Raw genomic sequence first — 15276 nt, 5'->3', positions numbered from 1 at the left:
AGAGTTGGAATGAGTTGGAGCCCGACCCACAACCCCGAGTGCCTGTCGGAAAACGCAGCGCTTGAGACATTGATCATCCCGCGCGCCCGCGATCTGGGGGGATTTGAGGTGCGCCGCGCGCTGCCTTCTGTCAAACGCCAACTGGTGGGTCCATTCATCTTCTTCGACCAGATGGGGCCTGCCGAGTTCATCACCGATGGCGGCATCGACGTTCGCCCGCATCCGCATATCGGTCTGGGCACCGTCACTTACCTGTACCAGGGCGAATTCGAACATCGCGACAGTCTTGGCACCCATCAGATGATTTACCCGGGCGAGGTCAACTGGATGGTCGCCGGGCGTGGCGTCACTCATTCGGAGCGCACCAGTGCGAAAACGCGCGCCCAAAAGCACAGCTTGTTTGGCATCCAGACCTGGATCGCCTTGCCAGAGGCGCATGAGGATATGGCCCCCGATTTCGAGCATCACAAACAAGCCGCCTTGCCGCACATTCAAGACAACGGAGTCAGTGCCCGTCTTATCCTCGGCTCGGCCTATGGGGAAACCAGCCCGGTCACGATGTTATCCGAGACCTTTTATCTGGACGTACAGATTGACCCGGATGTCACGTTCCCCCTGCCGGACGATCACGAGGACCGGGGCGTCTACGTCACGCAGGGCTCGGTCGAAATTGCCGGTGACAGGTTCGAGGAAGGCCGCATGATGGTGTTCCGCCCGGGCGACCGCCTTTCGATCAAAGCCGGACCTCTGGGCGCGCGGCTCATGCTATTGGGTGGCGCGACGCTGAACGAGGATCGTTACATCTGGTGGAATTTCGTGTCATCGTCGAAGGAAAAGATCGAGGCCGCCACCCGTGAATGGAAAACCGCCGATTGGGCAAATGGCGCGTTCCACCTGCCTCCGGGGGATGATCTGGAGTTCATTCCGATCTCGGAAGAATTGGAGCGCACTCGGCCACGATTAGCGCGCTGACCAAGCGTCAGGGGGCCTTGCCTGAGGCGCTGATCCCGGCGATCCTTCGCGCCGGGGAGGGGCTTCATGAAGATTGTGATCGCAGGCGCTGGTAGTATTGGGTGCTTTTGTGGGGCCTTACTGGCCAATGCAGGCCATGACGTGACTCTGCTGGGCCGGTCGCGCATTTTGGACCCGATCCGCAACAAAGGGCTAACGGTCACGGACTATTCTGGCCTGAACCGTCACGTACCCGCACGAATGTTGACCTTAACTGAGAACCCAAGTTGTCTGACCAACGCAGAGGCCGCGATTGTGACGGTCAAGACTGGCGCGACAACTGAAATTGCCGCCCGGATCGCCCAATATGCACCGTTAGACACCCCGATCCTGTCTTGGCAGAACGGAATGGACAACACCCGTATTCTGCGTGCGACCCTACCGGAACACGACGTTAGGGCCGGGATGGTGCCGTTTAACGTGGTGCCGACCGACCCGTCGTGTTTTCACCGTGCGACCTCGGGCGAGATTGTCATTCAAAGCGGTCCCGGTGCGCTGGGCTATAGGCTCGGCAGCCCCGACCTGCCGGTTATCGAGAGCGACAACATTGATGCTGTGCAATGGGGCAAGCTGGTTATCAATCTCAACAATGCTTTGAATGCGCTGTCGGGGCTGACGTTGAAAGAGCAATTGTTGGATCGCAACTGGCGGCGGTTGATGGCGGATCAGATGGTCGAAGCTCTGGAGGTTCTCAAGGCAGCAGATCACCCGGTGGCTTCGACCACACCGCTGCCTGCGTGGGCAACACCGCATATCCTGCGGCTGCCGACGCCGGTGTTCTCGCGGATCGCGGCGCGGATGCTGACCATCGACCCCAGCGCGCGGACCTCGATGTCATATGATCTGATGGCGGGGCGCCCGACTGAGATTGACAGCCTGCAAGGTGAGATCATTCGCCTTGGCGAGCAGTTTGGTGTGGCGACCCCGATCTGTGCCAAAGTGCGGGCGTTGATCGAACAGGCGCCCGAAACCGCGCTGTTGCCGGGGCAGATCTCGCTCTAGCCGGGTTAGGTAAAGGCCGTCAGAAACACGAAAATCGCCGCCGACATAGCCGCAGCCGCTGGTACGGTAATTACCCAAGCCGCCACAATCGTCATGAAATGCGAGCGACGCACAAGCTTGCGGCGCTGACGCTCTTCGCGGGCGAGGCGCTGTTCGGCGGGGCGCTGGCGGTTCGTTTGCTTCCAGCGGCGATCCGAGTGCCATTCGCGGTAGAATCCAACTCCGAACACGGCACCCACGGCGATGTGGGTGGAACTGACGGGCAGTCCCAGCCAACTGGCCACGATCACCGTAATTGCAGCCGACAGCGCCACACAGAACGCGCGCATCGGGTTCAGTTTGGTGATCTGGCTGCCCACCATCCGGATCAGTTTGGGGCCGAACAGGAACAGACCGAACGAAATCCCAAAGGCACCAATCACCATGACCCAGCTTGGGATCGCCACTTTCGAGGCGAAATCGCCAAACTCAGCCGCGTGTACGATCGCGGCCAGAGGGCCAACCGCATTGGCAACGTCATTGGCGCCGTGCGCGAAGCTGAGAAATGTGGCCGAGATCACTAGCGGCAGGCCAAACAGTGTTTTCAGAGACTTGGTGCGGTTTTCCATCCCTTCGGACTTGCGCCGTACCCATGGCACCGTAACCGACCAGGCCAGCAGGCCCGAGGCCAAACCGATCAGCAGAGCCATCTCCAGCTCGATCTTCACGATCCGCTTCAGGCCTTTGACGGCCAGATAGGTGGCAAATGCCGCCGCCATGACGGCGACAAGGATGGGAACCCATCGCCGAGCAGCGGCGATCTTGTCGTCCTGATACTGGATCTTGGTCTTGATCAACGCCAAAAAACACGCTGCAATCACCCCGCCCAGAACCGGTGAGATCACCCAGCTTGCGGCGATGGCGCTCATCGTGCCCCAGCTGACAGCGCTCAGACCTGCTGCAGCAATGCCTGCGCCCATCACGCCCCCAACGACTGAATGCGTGGTCGAAACCGGTGCACCGACCCAGGTGGCAAGGTTGACCCACATCGCCGACGATATCAGCGCGGCCATCATCGCCCAGATGAATACATTGCTGTTCTGAACCGAGGCCGGGTCGATGATTCCCTTTGAAATGGTCGAAACAACATCTCCGCCAGCCAGTAACGCGCCCGCGCTTTCTGCGATGGCCGCGATAACGATCGCACCGCCCATGGTCAGGGCATTTGCGCCAACTGCAGGTCCCATGTTGTTGGCCACATCGTTGGCACCGATATTGACCGCCATATAAGCCCCGAAAACCGCTGCCGCGACTACGATCAAACCGCCATCGGCCTGTCCGAAAAACACTGCAGCCGACAGACCGGCCAATGCGATAAAGGCCAGTGCGATGCCGGGTGCCATCATCGGGCGCGCAATATGGACACTCGCACTTTCGACACGCGAGATGCGGTGCAGGTCGTTGTCCAGCGCCTGCCAACGGGGTTTTGTAGTCATGTTCGACATGGGATTTCGCGGCTTATTTGCGTTGCCGCACGCGGCTAGACGGTTTCACGAGCGTGAGCAACCGCTTTGTCTTCAATTTTTTGCGAAACTGTTACAGTTGGAGCAGTATGTCGCGCAGTTCCGGCTCATTTACACGTTCAGCTGCAGTCGCAGGAGCCACCCAAGTCCGCTTGCGTTCATCTGCTTCTGGAAACGCATTCGCAAGATCCTGAACCTCGATCCGGTAGACACTGGTCAACACTGGCAGGGCCGAGCCGTTGTTCAGGATTTTCTCGTAGGTAAAATGGCCTATCGGCTCTTTGGCAAGGCTGACCCCGCGCACGCCGGCCTCTTCCCAGGCTTCCTGCAGGGCGGTTTCTGCACCATCCTTGCCATCGATCGGCCAGCCCTTGGGGATGATCCAGCGTCCGGTATCTCGGCTGGTGATCAGCAAAACCTCGGTTCCGGTCTCGCGTTCCCGGGTGCACAGCGCAGCAACCTGCACCCGCTTGGGGCGTAGGAATATGGGTCGTGCGACCTCCTCCCAGATGTTTCGCAACCATTTTGTCATGAGTTGATTAATTGCACGCGCGTTACCGTTAAGCCGCAGAGATATAGCAACGCAAAGCTGCATCTTCAATGAGCCTTTTTGGGAAGTTAGTGTGCCTTCGTCGCCTGCCCAGACATTTAGTTGAAAACCTGAACAAAAGGTCAATCGCGGTTTTGTCTCCGTCGTTTGGCGCGCAGGGTGGGGTCGGCTTGGGTTGGGTCTTCGGGCCAGGGATGTTTGGGGTATTGCGCGCGCATATCCTTGCGAACGTCCGCATATGATCCCGCCCAAAAACCCGGCAGGTCCCGAGTGATCTGGATCGGGCGTTGCGCCGGAGAAAGCAGGGTGATCTTCAGCGCCTCGCCGCCCACTACGGGATGGCGGGTTACACCGAACAATTCTTGCAGGCGGACCGAAATCTCGGGCACTGCGCCTCCGTAATCAATCGGTACTTTGCGCCCAAGCGGTGTTTCAAACGAGCCCGGCGCGCGGCGGTCCAGCTCTTGCGTCTGGTTCCAGTCCAGCCGGGCACGCAGGGCGGGCAGCAGGTCAAACCGTTTCCACTCGTCGACACTACGCACACCCGAGAGCATCGGCAGCAGCCAATCTTCAAGGGTTTGGGTCAACCCCTCGACGGTGAAATCAGGCAGGTCCGCTCCCTCGGCCCGCACCAGTTCCACCCGTGCGGCGAGCCGCGCCGCGGCACCGTCCAGTCGCAGGCCAAGATCGCGCACACCGTTCAGCATGGCATGTGCCACCACATCGTCAGGAACGTTCTTCCAGATGCGGTCGCTCAGAGTGATTGCACCGAATCGCTCTTGTTGGCGCGCAACGACCCGACGGTCGCGCTTTGACCATTCGCAACTGTCTACCCATTCGATCTGATCCGCAAACAGATCGCGGATTTCCCGTTCCGATATCTGGGCCGCCATGCGCACGCGTGCCTCACGCGGGTTGCCGTCGGTATCCGTGACCACCAGATAGGGCGCGGCGGCCAGCGTGTCGCTACTGTCCAGCACAACCCCTTTGCCGCCCGACAGGACATAGCGCGGCACATCGCCGTTGCGGCGCTGTCCGATCCTGTCGGGATAGGCCAGCGCGGCCATGGAGGCGGGACTTAGGTCGGAGGAGTTGCCTTGTTTGCGCAGCCGTTTGGCTTCGGCCTTGATCCGATCCACTGCTCCCGGCTTCACCTGCCAGACCCTGTTGCGTTGAAATGCGCGAATGTCGCGCAATGCTTCCAGCCGCAGCAGCATATCCGCCGGGGCACCTTTGAGTGGATCGCGGTCGGCCATCAGTGCGGCCAATGGCGCGGCGTCTGATCCCGCCCGAACCAGCATATGCCCCAAACGCGGGTGCAGAGGCAGCGCGGCCAGCGCGCGCCCGTGATCGGTGATCCGCCTCTTGGCATCCAGCGCGCCCAGCATGTTCAGCAGGGCCTCGGCCTCGGCCATGGCGCCGTCAGGCGGCGCCGTCAGGAAGGCCAGATCGCCCGGCCCCGCGCCCCAAAGCGCCAGTTCCAGGGCCAGCCCGGTCAGGTCGGCCGCCTCGATTTCGGACGGGGGATAGGCGGCCAGAGCGCCTTCTTCTCCCTTGGACCACAACCGATAGCAGACCCCTTCGGCTACGCGCCCGGCGCGGCCTGCACGCTGGGTGGCCTCGGCCCGCGTCACGCGCTCGGTCACCAGCCGTGACATGCCCGAGCCTGGATCGAAACGCGCCCGCCGCGCTTGGCCCATGTCGACCACAACACGGATGTCGGGAATGGTCAGCGAGGTTTCGGCGATCGACGTGGCCAGCACCACTTTGCGGCCCTCGTCAACCGGCGCAATCGCGGTTCGTTGGGAGGAAAAGGGCATCGCTCCGAACAAGGGACGTACCACGCAATCGCCAGGCAAACGTCCGGACAAGGCGGTCTCGACCCGCCGGATTTCGCCCTCGCCGGGTAGGAACACAAGTACACCGCCGCCGGTTTTGCGCGTGTCCCTTTCAGCCTGAATCACAAGATCGACCAGAGCGTCCAATCGCCTTGCCTGCGCAGCCAAAGGCCGGTCCAGCCAGCGGGTTTCGACCGGATAGCTGCGCCCTTCAGAGGTGACCAATGGGGCCTCCATCAGCCGCCCAACAGGCTCAGCATCCAGTGTCGCGGACATGGCCAACAGGATCAGGTCGTCCCGCAGCGCGCTGGTGACTTCCAGGCACAAAGCCAAACCCAGATCAGCGTTCAGGGACCGTTCATGGAATTCGTCAAAGATTACCGCACCGACACCTGGCAGATCGGGATCGGATTGCAGCATTCGGGTCAGGATGCCCTCGGTGACAACCTCGATCTGCGTTGATTTCGAAACTTTGGTGTCGCCGCGCACCCGGTAGCCGACCGTTTCACCCGCGCGCTGACCCAGCGTTTCAGCCATGCGTTCGGCGGCTGCGCGCGCGGCCAGCCTGCGCGGTTCCAGCATTACGATCTTGCCGTTGCACAAGCCCGCGTCGAGCATTGCCAAAGGCACCCGTGTAGTCTTGCCCGCACCCGGAGGCGCCTGTAGCACGGCGCGGCCCGAGGCCTTTAGGGTCGCAAGCAGGTCAGGGATGGCGTCGTCGATGGGCAGGCGTGTCATGCGGGCTTTATCCGCCAACCGCCCGGCAAGGTCCAGTTCCGACGCACTGCGGCAATTCTCACGGTTCTTGGCACTGGACAAACCCCGTTCCGCTACGCCATCAAGGCGAAAATCGGGTAGGGGGACGTGCATGAATACCGCTGAGCTGGGCGACAGGATTTTGAACGGTGAACGCCGCGCGCTGGCTCGGGCGATCACTTTGGTCGAAAGCGGCCGCGACGACCACCGGGCGCAGGCGACCGAGTTGCTGGCCCATGTAGCCAAGTCTCAACGGCAATCCTTGCGCATTGGTCTGTCGGGGACGCCAGGGGTGGGTAAATCCACCTTTATCGAAAGCTTCGGTATGATGCTGATCAGGCAGGGGCTGCGCGTAGCGGTTCTGGCGGTCGATCCCAGCTCGGCTCGGTCTGGAGGCTCGATTTTGGGCGACAAAACCCGGATGGAGCGTCTGAGCCGTGAGAAAAATGCCTTTATCCGTCCGTCGCCCAGCCAGTCGCATCTGGGTGGTGTCGCGCGCCGAACGCGCGAAGCGATTGCCCTATGCGAAGCGGCTGCCTTCGACGTCGTCCTAATCGAAACTGTGGGGGTCGGTCAGTCAGAAACCGTGGTTTCGGAAATGTCGGATCTGTTCCTGTTGCTGCTGGCCCCGGCGGGCGGGGACGAACTGCAGGGCGTCAAGCGTGGCATCATGGAAATGGCCGACATGATTCTGGTCAACAAGGCGGACGGAGACCTGAAGGCCACCGCAACCCGAACCTGCGCCGACTACGCTGGGGCCCTGCGCCTTCTGCGCAAACGCCCGCAAGACCCAGAAGGGTTCCCCAAGGCGATGACGGTCTCGGCGGTCGAGGAACATGGGTTGGAGGGAGCGTGGTCCGAGATGCAATCCCTCACCCAGTCGCGCCGAGAACGTGGCCACTGGGACACGAACCGGGCGGCGCAAGCGCAGTACTGGTTCGAGCAGGAGGTGCGCGCCGCGCTTTTGGCGCAGCTGACTACTGCGCAGGCGCGGGCTGACATGGAAAACTTGGGCGCCCAGGTGCGGGCAGGCGGGCTGAGCCCCTCAGCGGCTGCGGAAACCATGCTGATGTCACTGATCCCGCGTTAGCAATTGTCCCGGACTTGGGTGCGGCGGACTTTCCATCCAGAGTTGTGTTGTGACCTGACGGTGGCGCAGAATAGTGTTATTCTGACACCCTCGACGTACAGGACCGGTCCGAATGCCCCGCATAAATGGGACAAATAGCGACGACGATATCGACGTCACAAACAATAGCGGTACCCTGAACGGGAACCCGCAGGGATCTCCGATTGACAATATCCGGGGGCGGGGTGGTGATGACGACATAAATGTCACCAACAGTGTCATCGCCGACAACGTGCTCGGCAATGCCGGAAGTGACACCATAACGGTTACCAACAGCACCATTGGCGACCGCGTTGCATCGGGGTCGGATGCCGACACCGTTGACATCACCGGCTCGACCGTTGGGTCCATTCGTCTGGGGGGCGGTGACGATACTCTGAATTTCAGCAGTACATCCGTCGACGGCGATATCCGCGGTGGCAACGGAACGGACACGCTGAATCTACCCGTAGGGACGGTGATCAATGACAGCGTTTTCGGCACCATCACGGTTGAGGATGGTGTCGGCTATTCGTTGTCCAGTGGCACATTTACCTTGCCGTCCGGGATCGCGGTCACGTATTCGACGTTCGAAAACGGCTCGGGGGTTCCCTGCTTTACCCGCGACACCGCTGTACTGACGCAGACCGGAGAACGCCCGATTCAAGATCTGCGGATCGGGGATATGATCCCCACCATGGAGGACGGGCTGCAAAACATCCGGTGGATTGGTCGCCGTGGGTTTGACCGGGCTGCATTGCTGAACAATCCGCGCCTTTGGCCGGTTCGCATCCTGACAGGGGCGCTGGGCACCGAGCTGCCCCGGCGCGACCTGCTGGTTTCGCGTCAACACAGGATGCTGGTGCAGTCAAAGATCGCGGAACGCATGTTCGGTACATCCGAAGTGTTGATCCCGGCGATCAAATTAACCGTTTTGCCGGGGATTTTCGTCGATGAATCTGTTGCGAGGGTGGAGTATTTTCACCTGTTGTTCGATCGCCATCAGGTGATCTTCGCCGAAAACGCCCCGACCGAAAGCCTGTTCACCGGGGCCGAGGCCCTGAAATCGATTGGTGTGGACGCAAGGCGTGAGATTTTTGAAATTTTTCCAGAACTGATCGAAAAGCGACTGTCTCCGATGCCTGCGCGGTTAATTCCGCGTGGGCGGCAGCAGGCGCGCCTGCTGGAACGGCACCGAAAGAACAACAAACCACTGTTGCGGGCACAAACCTATCCGGTCAGTGACGTCGGCTTAAAGAATTCGCGTGATCCGTCTTGACCCTTCCTGCGATTCCCACTACACGCATCCAACCAGTTTTCGGGCGCGACTTCGGGTTGCGCCCCTTGTGATTTGGCCGAGGGTGTAATGCCCGGCCTCCAGAAACAAAGGAAGAAACCATGTCGCGCCGTTGCGAACTGACCGGAAAAGGCCCGATGACTGGCAACAATGTCAGCCACGCCAAAAACAGAACTCGTCGTCGTTTTCTGCCCAACCTGAACGACGTTACCCTGCAGTCCGAATCCCTGGGTCGTGGCGTCAAGCTGCGCATCTCGGCTGCTGCGCTGCGCTCGGTTGACCATCGCGGTGGTCTGGACGCGTTCCTGGCCAAAGCCAAGGACGAAGACCTGTCGGCAAACGCGCTGAAAGTGAAAAAGGAAATCGCCAAGGCACAAGCCTCGGCCTAAGCCCTTTTTACTTGAGAAGAATTCGGCCCTGTACCGCAAGGTGTAGGGTCTTTTCTTTCGTGGGCTGTTCCTGAATTGGAACTAAAATTCACCCCTTGGTGATATTGTTCACATACACCTTGCTCTGCTCGCCTTATGTTTAGTCATATTCATCTGGCGGAGTTCAGTTTCATGTCTTTCAAATTATCTGATTATCTCTCCCTGTTGGCGGCCTTTTTAGGCAAAACGTTTGGGACATGCTTTCGGATGCAACGACAGGTGAACAGGTTGCATACGAGCCTGACCAAAGGATCTGTCAAACGTCCTGGCGTGGACAGCTGATACGTAACCTGAAATATCGGGCTTCGGGCGCATCCGTTTGCGCTTGAAGCCCGCTTTGCGTCGGGCTTATATCTGGCGCAGAATGAAACATTTTCTGAACAGATTCCTGCCTTTGGCACTGTCACTCCTCGTTATTCTTACGGGGCAGGGGGTGTCCGCATCTCGCGGAATGGATAGGGCGGTGGGGCAGGTCGTGCTGTGCACAGGCTCGGGTCCGGTGGTGGTCTATATGGACGCCGGGGGCCAGCCGACGCATCCGCCGCATTTCTGCCCCGACTATGCGCTGACCCTTTTGGGTGCGATTGCGGTCGCGGCACCCGAATTGCCTGTGGCACCGGCGGCAGCACTGCCCGCGCCCGTGCACAAGGCAGAAAACCTGATTGCGCTCCCGGTACCGTACAGACCGGCGCGTGCGCCGCCGGTTCTGTTTTAGAAAATTCTCCATTCCTATCAAATATCTAAGTAAGGAGAGACGCGATGTCCCTCAAATCCAAACTGCTCGCCACTTTGGCTGCCGCAACCTTGGCCACAACTGCTTTTGCGCAGGATACAATTTCTGTCGATGACGCCTATGCCCGGTCGTCGGGCAAATCGGCCAAGGCAGGTGCGGCCTTCATGATGATCCAGAACACCGGTGAAGCTGACGACCGGTTGATCGGCGCGGAATCCGATGCGGCGACGCGGGTCGAACTGCATACCCATCAGGTCGATGACAGCGGCGTGGCCAAGATGGTGCATGTCGAAGAAGGTTTTGCCATCCCTGCGGGCGAAACCCATATGCTGAAACGTGGTGGCGACCATGTGATGTTCATGGGGCTGACCGCTCCGTTCGAACAGGGCGCAACGGTTCCCGTAACCCTGATCTTTGAAAAGGCGGGCGAGGTTGAGATCGAGATTCCCGTCGATCTGGAGCGTCAGGACGAGGGCGGTCACGGGTCGCATTCGAACTGAGGCTACGCCTGTCTTCAGGCCGCGTTGCGGCCGTCATCCATACGTCAGGCCGGGCTTTGCCCGGCCTGTTTGCGTTGTGGCGAATGGTTCAGCGATTGACCACCCGCATCGCCACGCGATCATGGGCGCGTTTGAAACGGGCGGTCAGCCAGAACATCACAGCCGAAAAGGCCAGTGCCCCGAATGCGATAGCCCAGCCCAGCGCCATCATGCCGCTTCCGGGCCAGAAGATCAGCGCCAGACCGATTACCAACGCCACGATCCCCGAGTTGCGGACCGAAGCGGCATCGGGGTGTTGATCCGACATCTGCCGCCAAGCCATAAGAGAACCAACGCCCATGATCAGCGCCCATGCGCCCAGCAGGAAGAAGGTCAGCCGGGCCACGCCCTCGGGCCAGATCAGTAAGATCAACCCGATCAACAAGGCGCCGATCCCGGCGCCTCCAATCAGGCCGCGTCGTCCAAAGCCCAGCAAGGTCAGGCCGCCGTCGAACACCAGCAACAGGCCGACCAACCGCAACAGCAGTGAGATGCTGCCCGTCGGCCAGAACAGGGCCGCGATGCCCAGCGCTCCGGCCAAAACCCCGCGCAACAGGAAGGTCCACCACAGCCCCGCCAACTGGTCACCCAGCGCGTCGCGGTCGTCCAGACTGTCGTCATCAAGGATTTCTTCGCGTGGAAACTGGGGGTCTGTCATGATGCTCTCCCGGCGTGTTAGTCCTGTAGTATAAACAGGAAAATTTGCTGCTGTCTGCGGGGTTCGCTACCAGATTATCCCAGCAACCCCTGGACCCAGCGTGGGACAGTTTCTGACGCGGGGCCGAGGATGACGTCGTCAAAACTGGACGCGCCATCCGACGGGGCGAGGTTCAGTTCGACTGTTTGCGCGCCGGACATGCGGGCTTCGTGCACGAAGGCAGCAGCGGGGTAGACCTGACCCGAGGTGCCGATGGCCGCGAACAGGGTTGAATTGGCCAGATGGTCATAGATCGCGTCCATGTGGTACGGCATTTCACCAAACCAGACCACATCCGGTCGCGCTTTGGGGGCGTTACAGGCCGGGCAGTTTTCGCCAACCGCCATTTCAGGTGGAGCGGGCCAACGGTGATCGCAAGCCGCACACAGCGCCCCGGCCAGCGTGCCGTGCATGTGGATCACGTTTCGGGCGCCGCCAACCTCGTGCAGGTTATCGACGTTCTGAGTGACGATCACCACGTCGCCGCGAAAGTCCTGTTGCAAGCGGGCCAACGCCTGATGCGCTGCGTTAGGCAAGGCCTTGGCTGCCTGAACCCGGCGGGCGTTGTAGAAGCCATGGACCAGAGCCGGATCGCGGGCAAAGCCCTCGGGTGTGGCGACATCCTCGATCCGGTGCTTTGCCCACAGGCCGTCTTCATCGCGGAACGTGCCCAGCCCGCTTTCGGCGGAGATCCCGGCCCCTGTCAGAATGACGATCTTTTCCATCTTTGCCTCACGCGGTACACCTTGGCCTATGACCCATCGTATCCTCTTTGTCTGTCTCGGCAATATTTGCCGTTCTCCCGCTGCCGAAGGTGCGTTTCGCGCCCGTGCTCCCCAACACATGACCGACAGTGCCGGGACTTCGGGCTGGCATATCGGCGATCCGCCCTATGGGCCGATGCAGACGGCGGCGCGAGCACGGGGTATTGAACTGAGCGACCTGCGGGCGCGGCAATTCGGGACCGAGGATTTTGATCGGTTTGACCTGGTCATTGGTATGGATGCCGAGAACATCAGGAACATTGAGTCCTTGCGGCCTGCAGGGAATGAGACCCCGGTCCGCCTTCTGACCGATTTCGCGCCGCAGGCAGGAGCCGACCACGTGCCCGACCCTTACTATACGCGGGATTTTGAAGGGGCGCTGGACCTGATCGAGACCGCGGTGGCGGGGCTCGACGCGTATCTGCAGTCCTAGCCCATCACCTTCAGACGGTCGGTAAGCCATGGCAGTTGCGCAAGCGCCGGATCGACAATCTGGTTGCGCATCAGGCGACGCATCATGCCGGCAACCTCTTGCGGAACCTGATCGGACCAGTCGGTGCGCGTGAATAGGGAAATCGTGCGCGCAAAATCCCCGAACGGGGCGGGATGCGCTTCGAGTGCATCGTGAAACCGGGTTGCCCGCATGTAGCCCAGAGGCGTGGTAATAGCCCATCCCAACCCGCGCGCAACCATCGCCATAAGCGCCAGATGTGAGCCGATTTCGAACCGCTCTTCATAGTCCAGTCGCTGCCGGGCCAGGTGTGCCTCGATCTGGCGGCTGATCAATTGTTCGCGGGCATAGCGCAAGAAGGGAAGTTCCTGAATGGCATTCTCAACCCCTTTGGGCGTCACCAGGATGAATGGGTCCTGCACCAGGGGGTATTCGACCACGCCCTCCAGCACCTCGCCGGAATGGGCTGATACCATCAGATGCAGGCGCTGGGCCTCAAGCTCTTCGAACAAATCCAGGCTGGGCAGGGTGAGCAGCTTGAAGTTCGAACGGGTCAGGCTGTCGGCCAGCAGGGTCGCCAGCCGCGGGGTCAGGTCATTGTCGAAATCGTCGATCAGCCCGATGGACAGGGTGGTCAGATGGCCCAGATCCATCACGGTCAGCTCGCTTTGGGCCATCTGCAACTCGGCGAGCACCGCCTCGGTCCGGGCCAGAAAGCTGCGCCCCGCCTGCGTCAGCCGCATCGGGCGGCGTCCGTGATCGACCAGTTCGGTCCCCAGGGCGTTTTCCAGATTGCGCAACTGCTGCGACACCGAGGGCTGGCTGAGCCCCGTGATCTCGGCAGCCTGCGCCACCGAGCCCGTCCGCGCCAGCGCCTCGAACACTTCGAGTCCGCGCAGGGTCAGCCCTTTTATAAGCATGCAACATCCTCTCGCTGCGCCTTTTCTGAGGGGCAGCGAGCGTCAGGTCAAGGATTTGAACCGGGTCAGTTGCAGATTGCCTGTGCCATCTGGCCGAAGTTCCGATACCGGTCCCACAGCGCATCATCGCGCGCGGTTTTCGACATCTTCAGCTCTTGCGCCTGATGGGGATCGTTGAACCATTTGGCGACAGTCTTCTGGTCGCTGCGGGTGAGCGCCTGATCCGCGACGCGCTGGATGCAGCTACACCGGTCCCGCGTTGCGGCCGTACGGTCGGACGTCAGACACGCTCGTTTGATCTGCGCCGCGTCCACTGTCGGAGCCATCGCCGTCAGCGATGCCGCACAGAATGCGATTAAGAGAAACTGTTTCATGCTCGAGCCTCGTTTTTGCCTGCCCGGACGGGTCTGTTGCCCCTCTCGGTCTGGGCAGGAGTATGAATCAAACGGGGGAAGGGATCAATTGTTTTGACAGGCAAATAAAGCGGTGTTGATTTGCTGGGGATAAAACAGCACGCTGAGGTGCGTTGGAAGCGAGTATGAGCAGTCAATTCAAAGGGTAGAGTAGTGGTTTCGATTAAAACACTTTTTCTCTCGGTCGCACTCTGCATGCCTCCGGTATTGGCTTGGTCGGGAGCAGGTTCTCTGCAAGGCGAAGACGCGTCGGAATTCAAAGAAGCTGTTCAAGCATGGTTGGACGGCGACGATTTGGATGCATTGCAAAATCTATCTGAACAGGCGCAACAAGGAAATACTGCGGCGCAGATCCTGCTGGCAAGTATTGCAAGCGGCGCCGTTTACCACTCACATGTCACTGCTGATATGGAGCGCAAGGAGCGCATTGCTTTGTTGCGCAAGCCCGGCGGCTTGTCTGGCAAGTCTTGGCTGACCGAAGCTCAGAAATCAGAGGCTCTGGCTCTGGCTCTTCTTCAAGCGTCAAGGATTGGAGAGAAAGCTCCTGCAATTGCAGCGCTTATCGAGCTGGGCGAGCCGCAGACAGCAATAATTGCCGCGCAATCCATGCTATCCAACGGTAAAGCTGAGGAACTTATCTCTGTATTGCAGGGGCTAGATGACAAGCTCCCCGAAGAGGCTGATGTATTGTTGATCTGGGCACTTTTTCAGGTTTCACAAGGCTCAGACAGTCCATATGCGGGTTCGGCTCGAGTTCCGAGAACTTTAACTGGGAATGAGCGTTTCCATTTGTCTGAGTTTGCTTGGGATCATCTCTCACCACGCGCGCTGATGGAAGATGACGAAGCACGCAAGGCGGCAATTAAACACGGTGGTAGTATCCGGGCCTGGACGCCAATTCGGAAATTCTGTGAGGAGCAATGCCCGGGTTCTATTTCGGAATGTACTGCAACTGGCGGCAGCTTTCTTACGTCGCCGCTTTCACCACGCAGCCCGCTGGAAAGTGTAATTCCGAACGATGTTTATTGGGCCAGTAAGCGTGCCACTGGTGATCTTGCTCGGTCTACTTGGGAAATTGTTATAGACGCAGATGCTGATGCCACTGCTCTCGACGGATGTTTCATCCGCAAAATGAAAGAACTGCAGCAAGTCGAAGGTCATGGGTAGGAGCGGGGGGCGTGATTTTTTAAGCCTGCGTTTGAACAAACTGATGAATTTGCGTCTTAGCCGTATCCTGCTTCAATTTGATCGTAGCCGTCGTTTCAGC

Annotated in this window: 16 protein-coding genes; 9 read left to right on the top strand and 7 right to left on the bottom strand. The window is 59.9% G+C overall.

The genetic code is table 11. The annotated features are described in order from the left end of the window. Window positions 1–9: 9 nt before the first annotated feature. Together ACR1XY_RS13125 and ACR1XY_RS13120 are read left to right on the top strand one after the other, a co-directional pair. The gene (locus tag ACR1XY_RS13125) at window positions 10–972 is read left to right on the top strand and encodes a pirin family protein (protein ID WP_480593856.1); all 963 of its coding nucleotides are present in this window, start codon (window positions 10–12) and stop codon (window positions 970–972) included. Between the two features lie 66 nt (window positions 973–1038). Further along, the gene (locus ACR1XY_RS13120; protein ID WP_480593855.1) at window positions 1039–2013 is read left to right on the top strand and encodes a 2-dehydropantoate 2-reductase; all 975 of its coding nucleotides are present in this window, start codon (window positions 1039–1041) and stop codon (window positions 2011–2013) included. A 5-nt stretch (window positions 2014–2018) separates the two neighbouring features. On the opposite strand, the gene ACR1XY_RS13115 is transcribed toward ACR1XY_RS13120, so the two are convergent. From ACR1XY_RS13115 to hrpB, 3 genes are all read right to left on the bottom strand, one after another. Further along, window positions 2019–3497, bottom strand: coding sequence for an inorganic phosphate transporter (locus tag ACR1XY_RS13115; RefSeq protein ID WP_480593854.1), 1479 nt, complete (start codon window positions 3495–3497; stop codon window positions 2019–2021). A gap of 91 nt (window positions 3498–3588) precedes the next feature. Continuing rightward, the gene (locus ACR1XY_RS13110) at window positions 3589–4047 is read right to left on the bottom strand and encodes an NUDIX hydrolase (RefSeq protein ID WP_480593853.1); all 459 of its coding nucleotides are present in this window, start codon (window positions 4045–4047) and stop codon (window positions 3589–3591) included. Window positions 4048–4187: 140 nt separating this feature from the next. Further along, complete coding sequence (gene hrpB / locus ACR1XY_RS13105; protein ID WP_480593954.1) at window positions 4188–6641, bottom strand: ATP-dependent helicase HrpB; 2454 nt, start codon at window positions 6639–6641, stop codon at window positions 4188–4190. Between the two features lie 130 nt (window positions 6642–6771). Here hrpB and meaB point away from each other — a divergent pair, with 130 nt between their 5' ends. From meaB to ACR1XY_RS13080, 5 genes are all read left to right on the top strand, one after another. Further along, complete coding sequence (gene meaB, locus ACR1XY_RS13100; protein ID WP_480593852.1) at window positions 6772–7749, top strand: methylmalonyl Co-A mutase-associated GTPase MeaB; 978 nt, start codon at window positions 6772–6774, stop codon at window positions 7747–7749. Window positions 7750–7861: 112 nt separating this feature from the next. Then, window positions 7862–9046 carry a Hint domain-containing protein gene (locus ACR1XY_RS13095; RefSeq protein WP_480593851.1) on the top strand — a complete coding sequence of 395 codons (1185 nt, stop codon included), beginning with the start codon at window positions 7862–7864 and terminating at the stop codon, window positions 9044–9046. Between the two features lie 119 nt (window positions 9047–9165). Then, window positions 9166–9453 (top strand): 50S ribosomal protein L28, encoded by a 288-nt coding sequence (rpmB, locus tag ACR1XY_RS13090; protein ID WP_480593850.1) that lies wholly within the window; start codon window positions 9166–9168, stop codon window positions 9451–9453. 472 nt (window positions 9454–9925) lie between these two features. Next, window positions 9926–10207, top strand: a complete 282-nt coding sequence (locus ACR1XY_RS13085; RefSeq protein WP_480593849.1) for a hypothetical protein — start codon at window positions 9926–9928, stop codon at window positions 10205–10207. 44 nt (window positions 10208–10251) lie between these two features. Further along, window positions 10252–10725, top strand: a complete 474-nt coding sequence (locus tag ACR1XY_RS13080) for a copper chaperone PCu(A)C (protein ID WP_480593848.1) — start codon at window positions 10252–10254, stop codon at window positions 10723–10725. Between the two features lie 88 nt (window positions 10726–10813). Here ACR1XY_RS13080 and ACR1XY_RS13075 read toward each other — a convergent pair whose 3' ends face one another. Together ACR1XY_RS13075 and ACR1XY_RS13070 are read right to left on the bottom strand one after the other, a co-directional pair. After that, window positions 10814–11422: an HdeD family acid-resistance protein gene (locus ACR1XY_RS13075; RefSeq protein ID WP_480593847.1), complete on the bottom strand. Its 609-nt coding sequence runs from the start codon at window positions 11420–11422 to the stop codon at window positions 10814–10816. A 74-nt stretch (window positions 11423–11496) separates the two neighbouring features. Next, complete coding sequence (locus ACR1XY_RS13070) at window positions 11497–12186, bottom strand: NAD-dependent deacylase (protein WP_480593846.1); 690 nt, start codon at window positions 12184–12186, stop codon at window positions 11497–11499. Window positions 12187–12214: 28 nt separating this feature from the next. Here ACR1XY_RS13070 and ACR1XY_RS13065 point away from each other — a divergent pair, with 28 nt between their 5' ends. Beyond that, on the top strand, window positions 12215–12658 hold the full coding sequence (locus ACR1XY_RS13065) for a low molecular weight protein-tyrosine-phosphatase (RefSeq protein ID WP_480593953.1): 444 nt from the start codon (window positions 12215–12217) through the stop codon (window positions 12656–12658). On the opposite strand, the gene ACR1XY_RS13060 is transcribed toward ACR1XY_RS13065, so the two are convergent. Together ACR1XY_RS13060 and ACR1XY_RS13055 are read right to left on the bottom strand one after the other, a co-directional pair. Further along, a complete protein-coding gene (locus ACR1XY_RS13060) occupies window positions 12655–13596 on the bottom strand; it encodes a LysR family transcriptional regulator (protein WP_480593845.1) in 942 nt (313 codons plus the stop codon). The genes ACR1XY_RS13065 and ACR1XY_RS13060 overlap by 4 nt on opposite strands. A gap of 65 nt (window positions 13597–13661) precedes the next feature. Beyond that, a complete protein-coding gene (locus ACR1XY_RS13055; RefSeq protein WP_480593844.1) occupies window positions 13662–13970 on the bottom strand; it encodes a hypothetical protein in 309 nt (102 codons plus the stop codon). 192 nt (window positions 13971–14162) lie between these two features. On the opposite strand from ACR1XY_RS13055, the gene ACR1XY_RS13050 reads away from it, so the two are divergent. Beyond that, window positions 14163–15176: a hypothetical protein gene (locus tag ACR1XY_RS13050; RefSeq protein ID WP_480593843.1), complete on the top strand. Its 1014-nt coding sequence runs from the start codon at window positions 14163–14165 to the stop codon at window positions 15174–15176. Window positions 15177–15276: the final 100 nt, after the last annotated feature.

It is taken from the genome of Ruegeria sp. AD11(2025), from assembly GCF_056542405.1.
This window is presented reverse-complemented; position numbering and strand designations above follow the sequence as displayed.

Coding starts and splice junctions, on each gene's coding strand:
- ACR1XY_RS13080 (WP_480593848.1), top strand. CDS start 10,252: ATGTCCCTCAAATCCAAACTGCTCGCCACTTTGGCTGCCGCAACCTTG.
- ACR1XY_RS13095 (WP_480593851.1), top strand. CDS start 7,862: ATGCCCCGCATAAATGGGACAAATAGCGACGACGATATCGACGTCACA.
- rpmB (WP_480593850.1), top strand. CDS start 9,166: ATGTCGCGCCGTTGCGAACTGACCGGAAAAGGCCCGATGACTGGCAAC.
- ACR1XY_RS13070 (WP_480593846.1), bottom strand. CDS start 12,186: ATGGAAAAGATCGTCATTCTGACAGGGGCCGGGATCTCCGCCGAAAGC.
- ACR1XY_RS13065 (WP_480593953.1), top strand. CDS start 12,215: ATGACCCATCGTATCCTCTTTGTCTGTCTCGGCAATATTTGCCGTTCT.
- ACR1XY_RS13115 (WP_480593854.1), bottom strand. CDS start 3,497: ATGTCGAACATGACTACAAAACCCCGTTGGCAGGCGCTGGACAACGAC.
- ACR1XY_RS13120 (WP_480593855.1), top strand. CDS start 1,039: ATGAAGATTGTGATCGCAGGCGCTGGTAGTATTGGGTGCTTTTGTGGG.
- ACR1XY_RS13110 (WP_480593853.1), bottom strand. CDS start 4,047: ATGACAAAATGGTTGCGAAACATCTGGGAGGAGGTCGCACGACCCATA.
- meaB (WP_480593852.1), top strand. CDS start 6,772: ATGAATACCGCTGAGCTGGGCGACAGGATTTTGAACGGTGAACGCCGC.
- ACR1XY_RS13060 (WP_480593845.1), bottom strand. CDS start 13,596: ATGCTTATAAAAGGGCTGACCCTGCGCGGACTCGAAGTGTTCGAGGCG.
- ACR1XY_RS13125 (WP_480593856.1), top strand. CDS start 10: ATGAGTTGGAGCCCGACCCACAACCCCGAGTGCCTGTCGGAAAACGCA.
- ACR1XY_RS13075 (WP_480593847.1), bottom strand. CDS start 11,422: ATGACAGACCCCCAGTTTCCACGCGAAGAAATCCTTGATGACGACAGT.
- hrpB (WP_480593954.1), bottom strand. CDS start 6,641: ATGACACGCCTGCCCATCGACGACGCCATCCCTGACCTGCTTGCGACC.
- ACR1XY_RS13055 (WP_480593844.1), bottom strand. CDS start 13,970: ATGAAACAGTTTCTCTTAATCGCATTCTGTGCGGCATCGCTGACGGCG.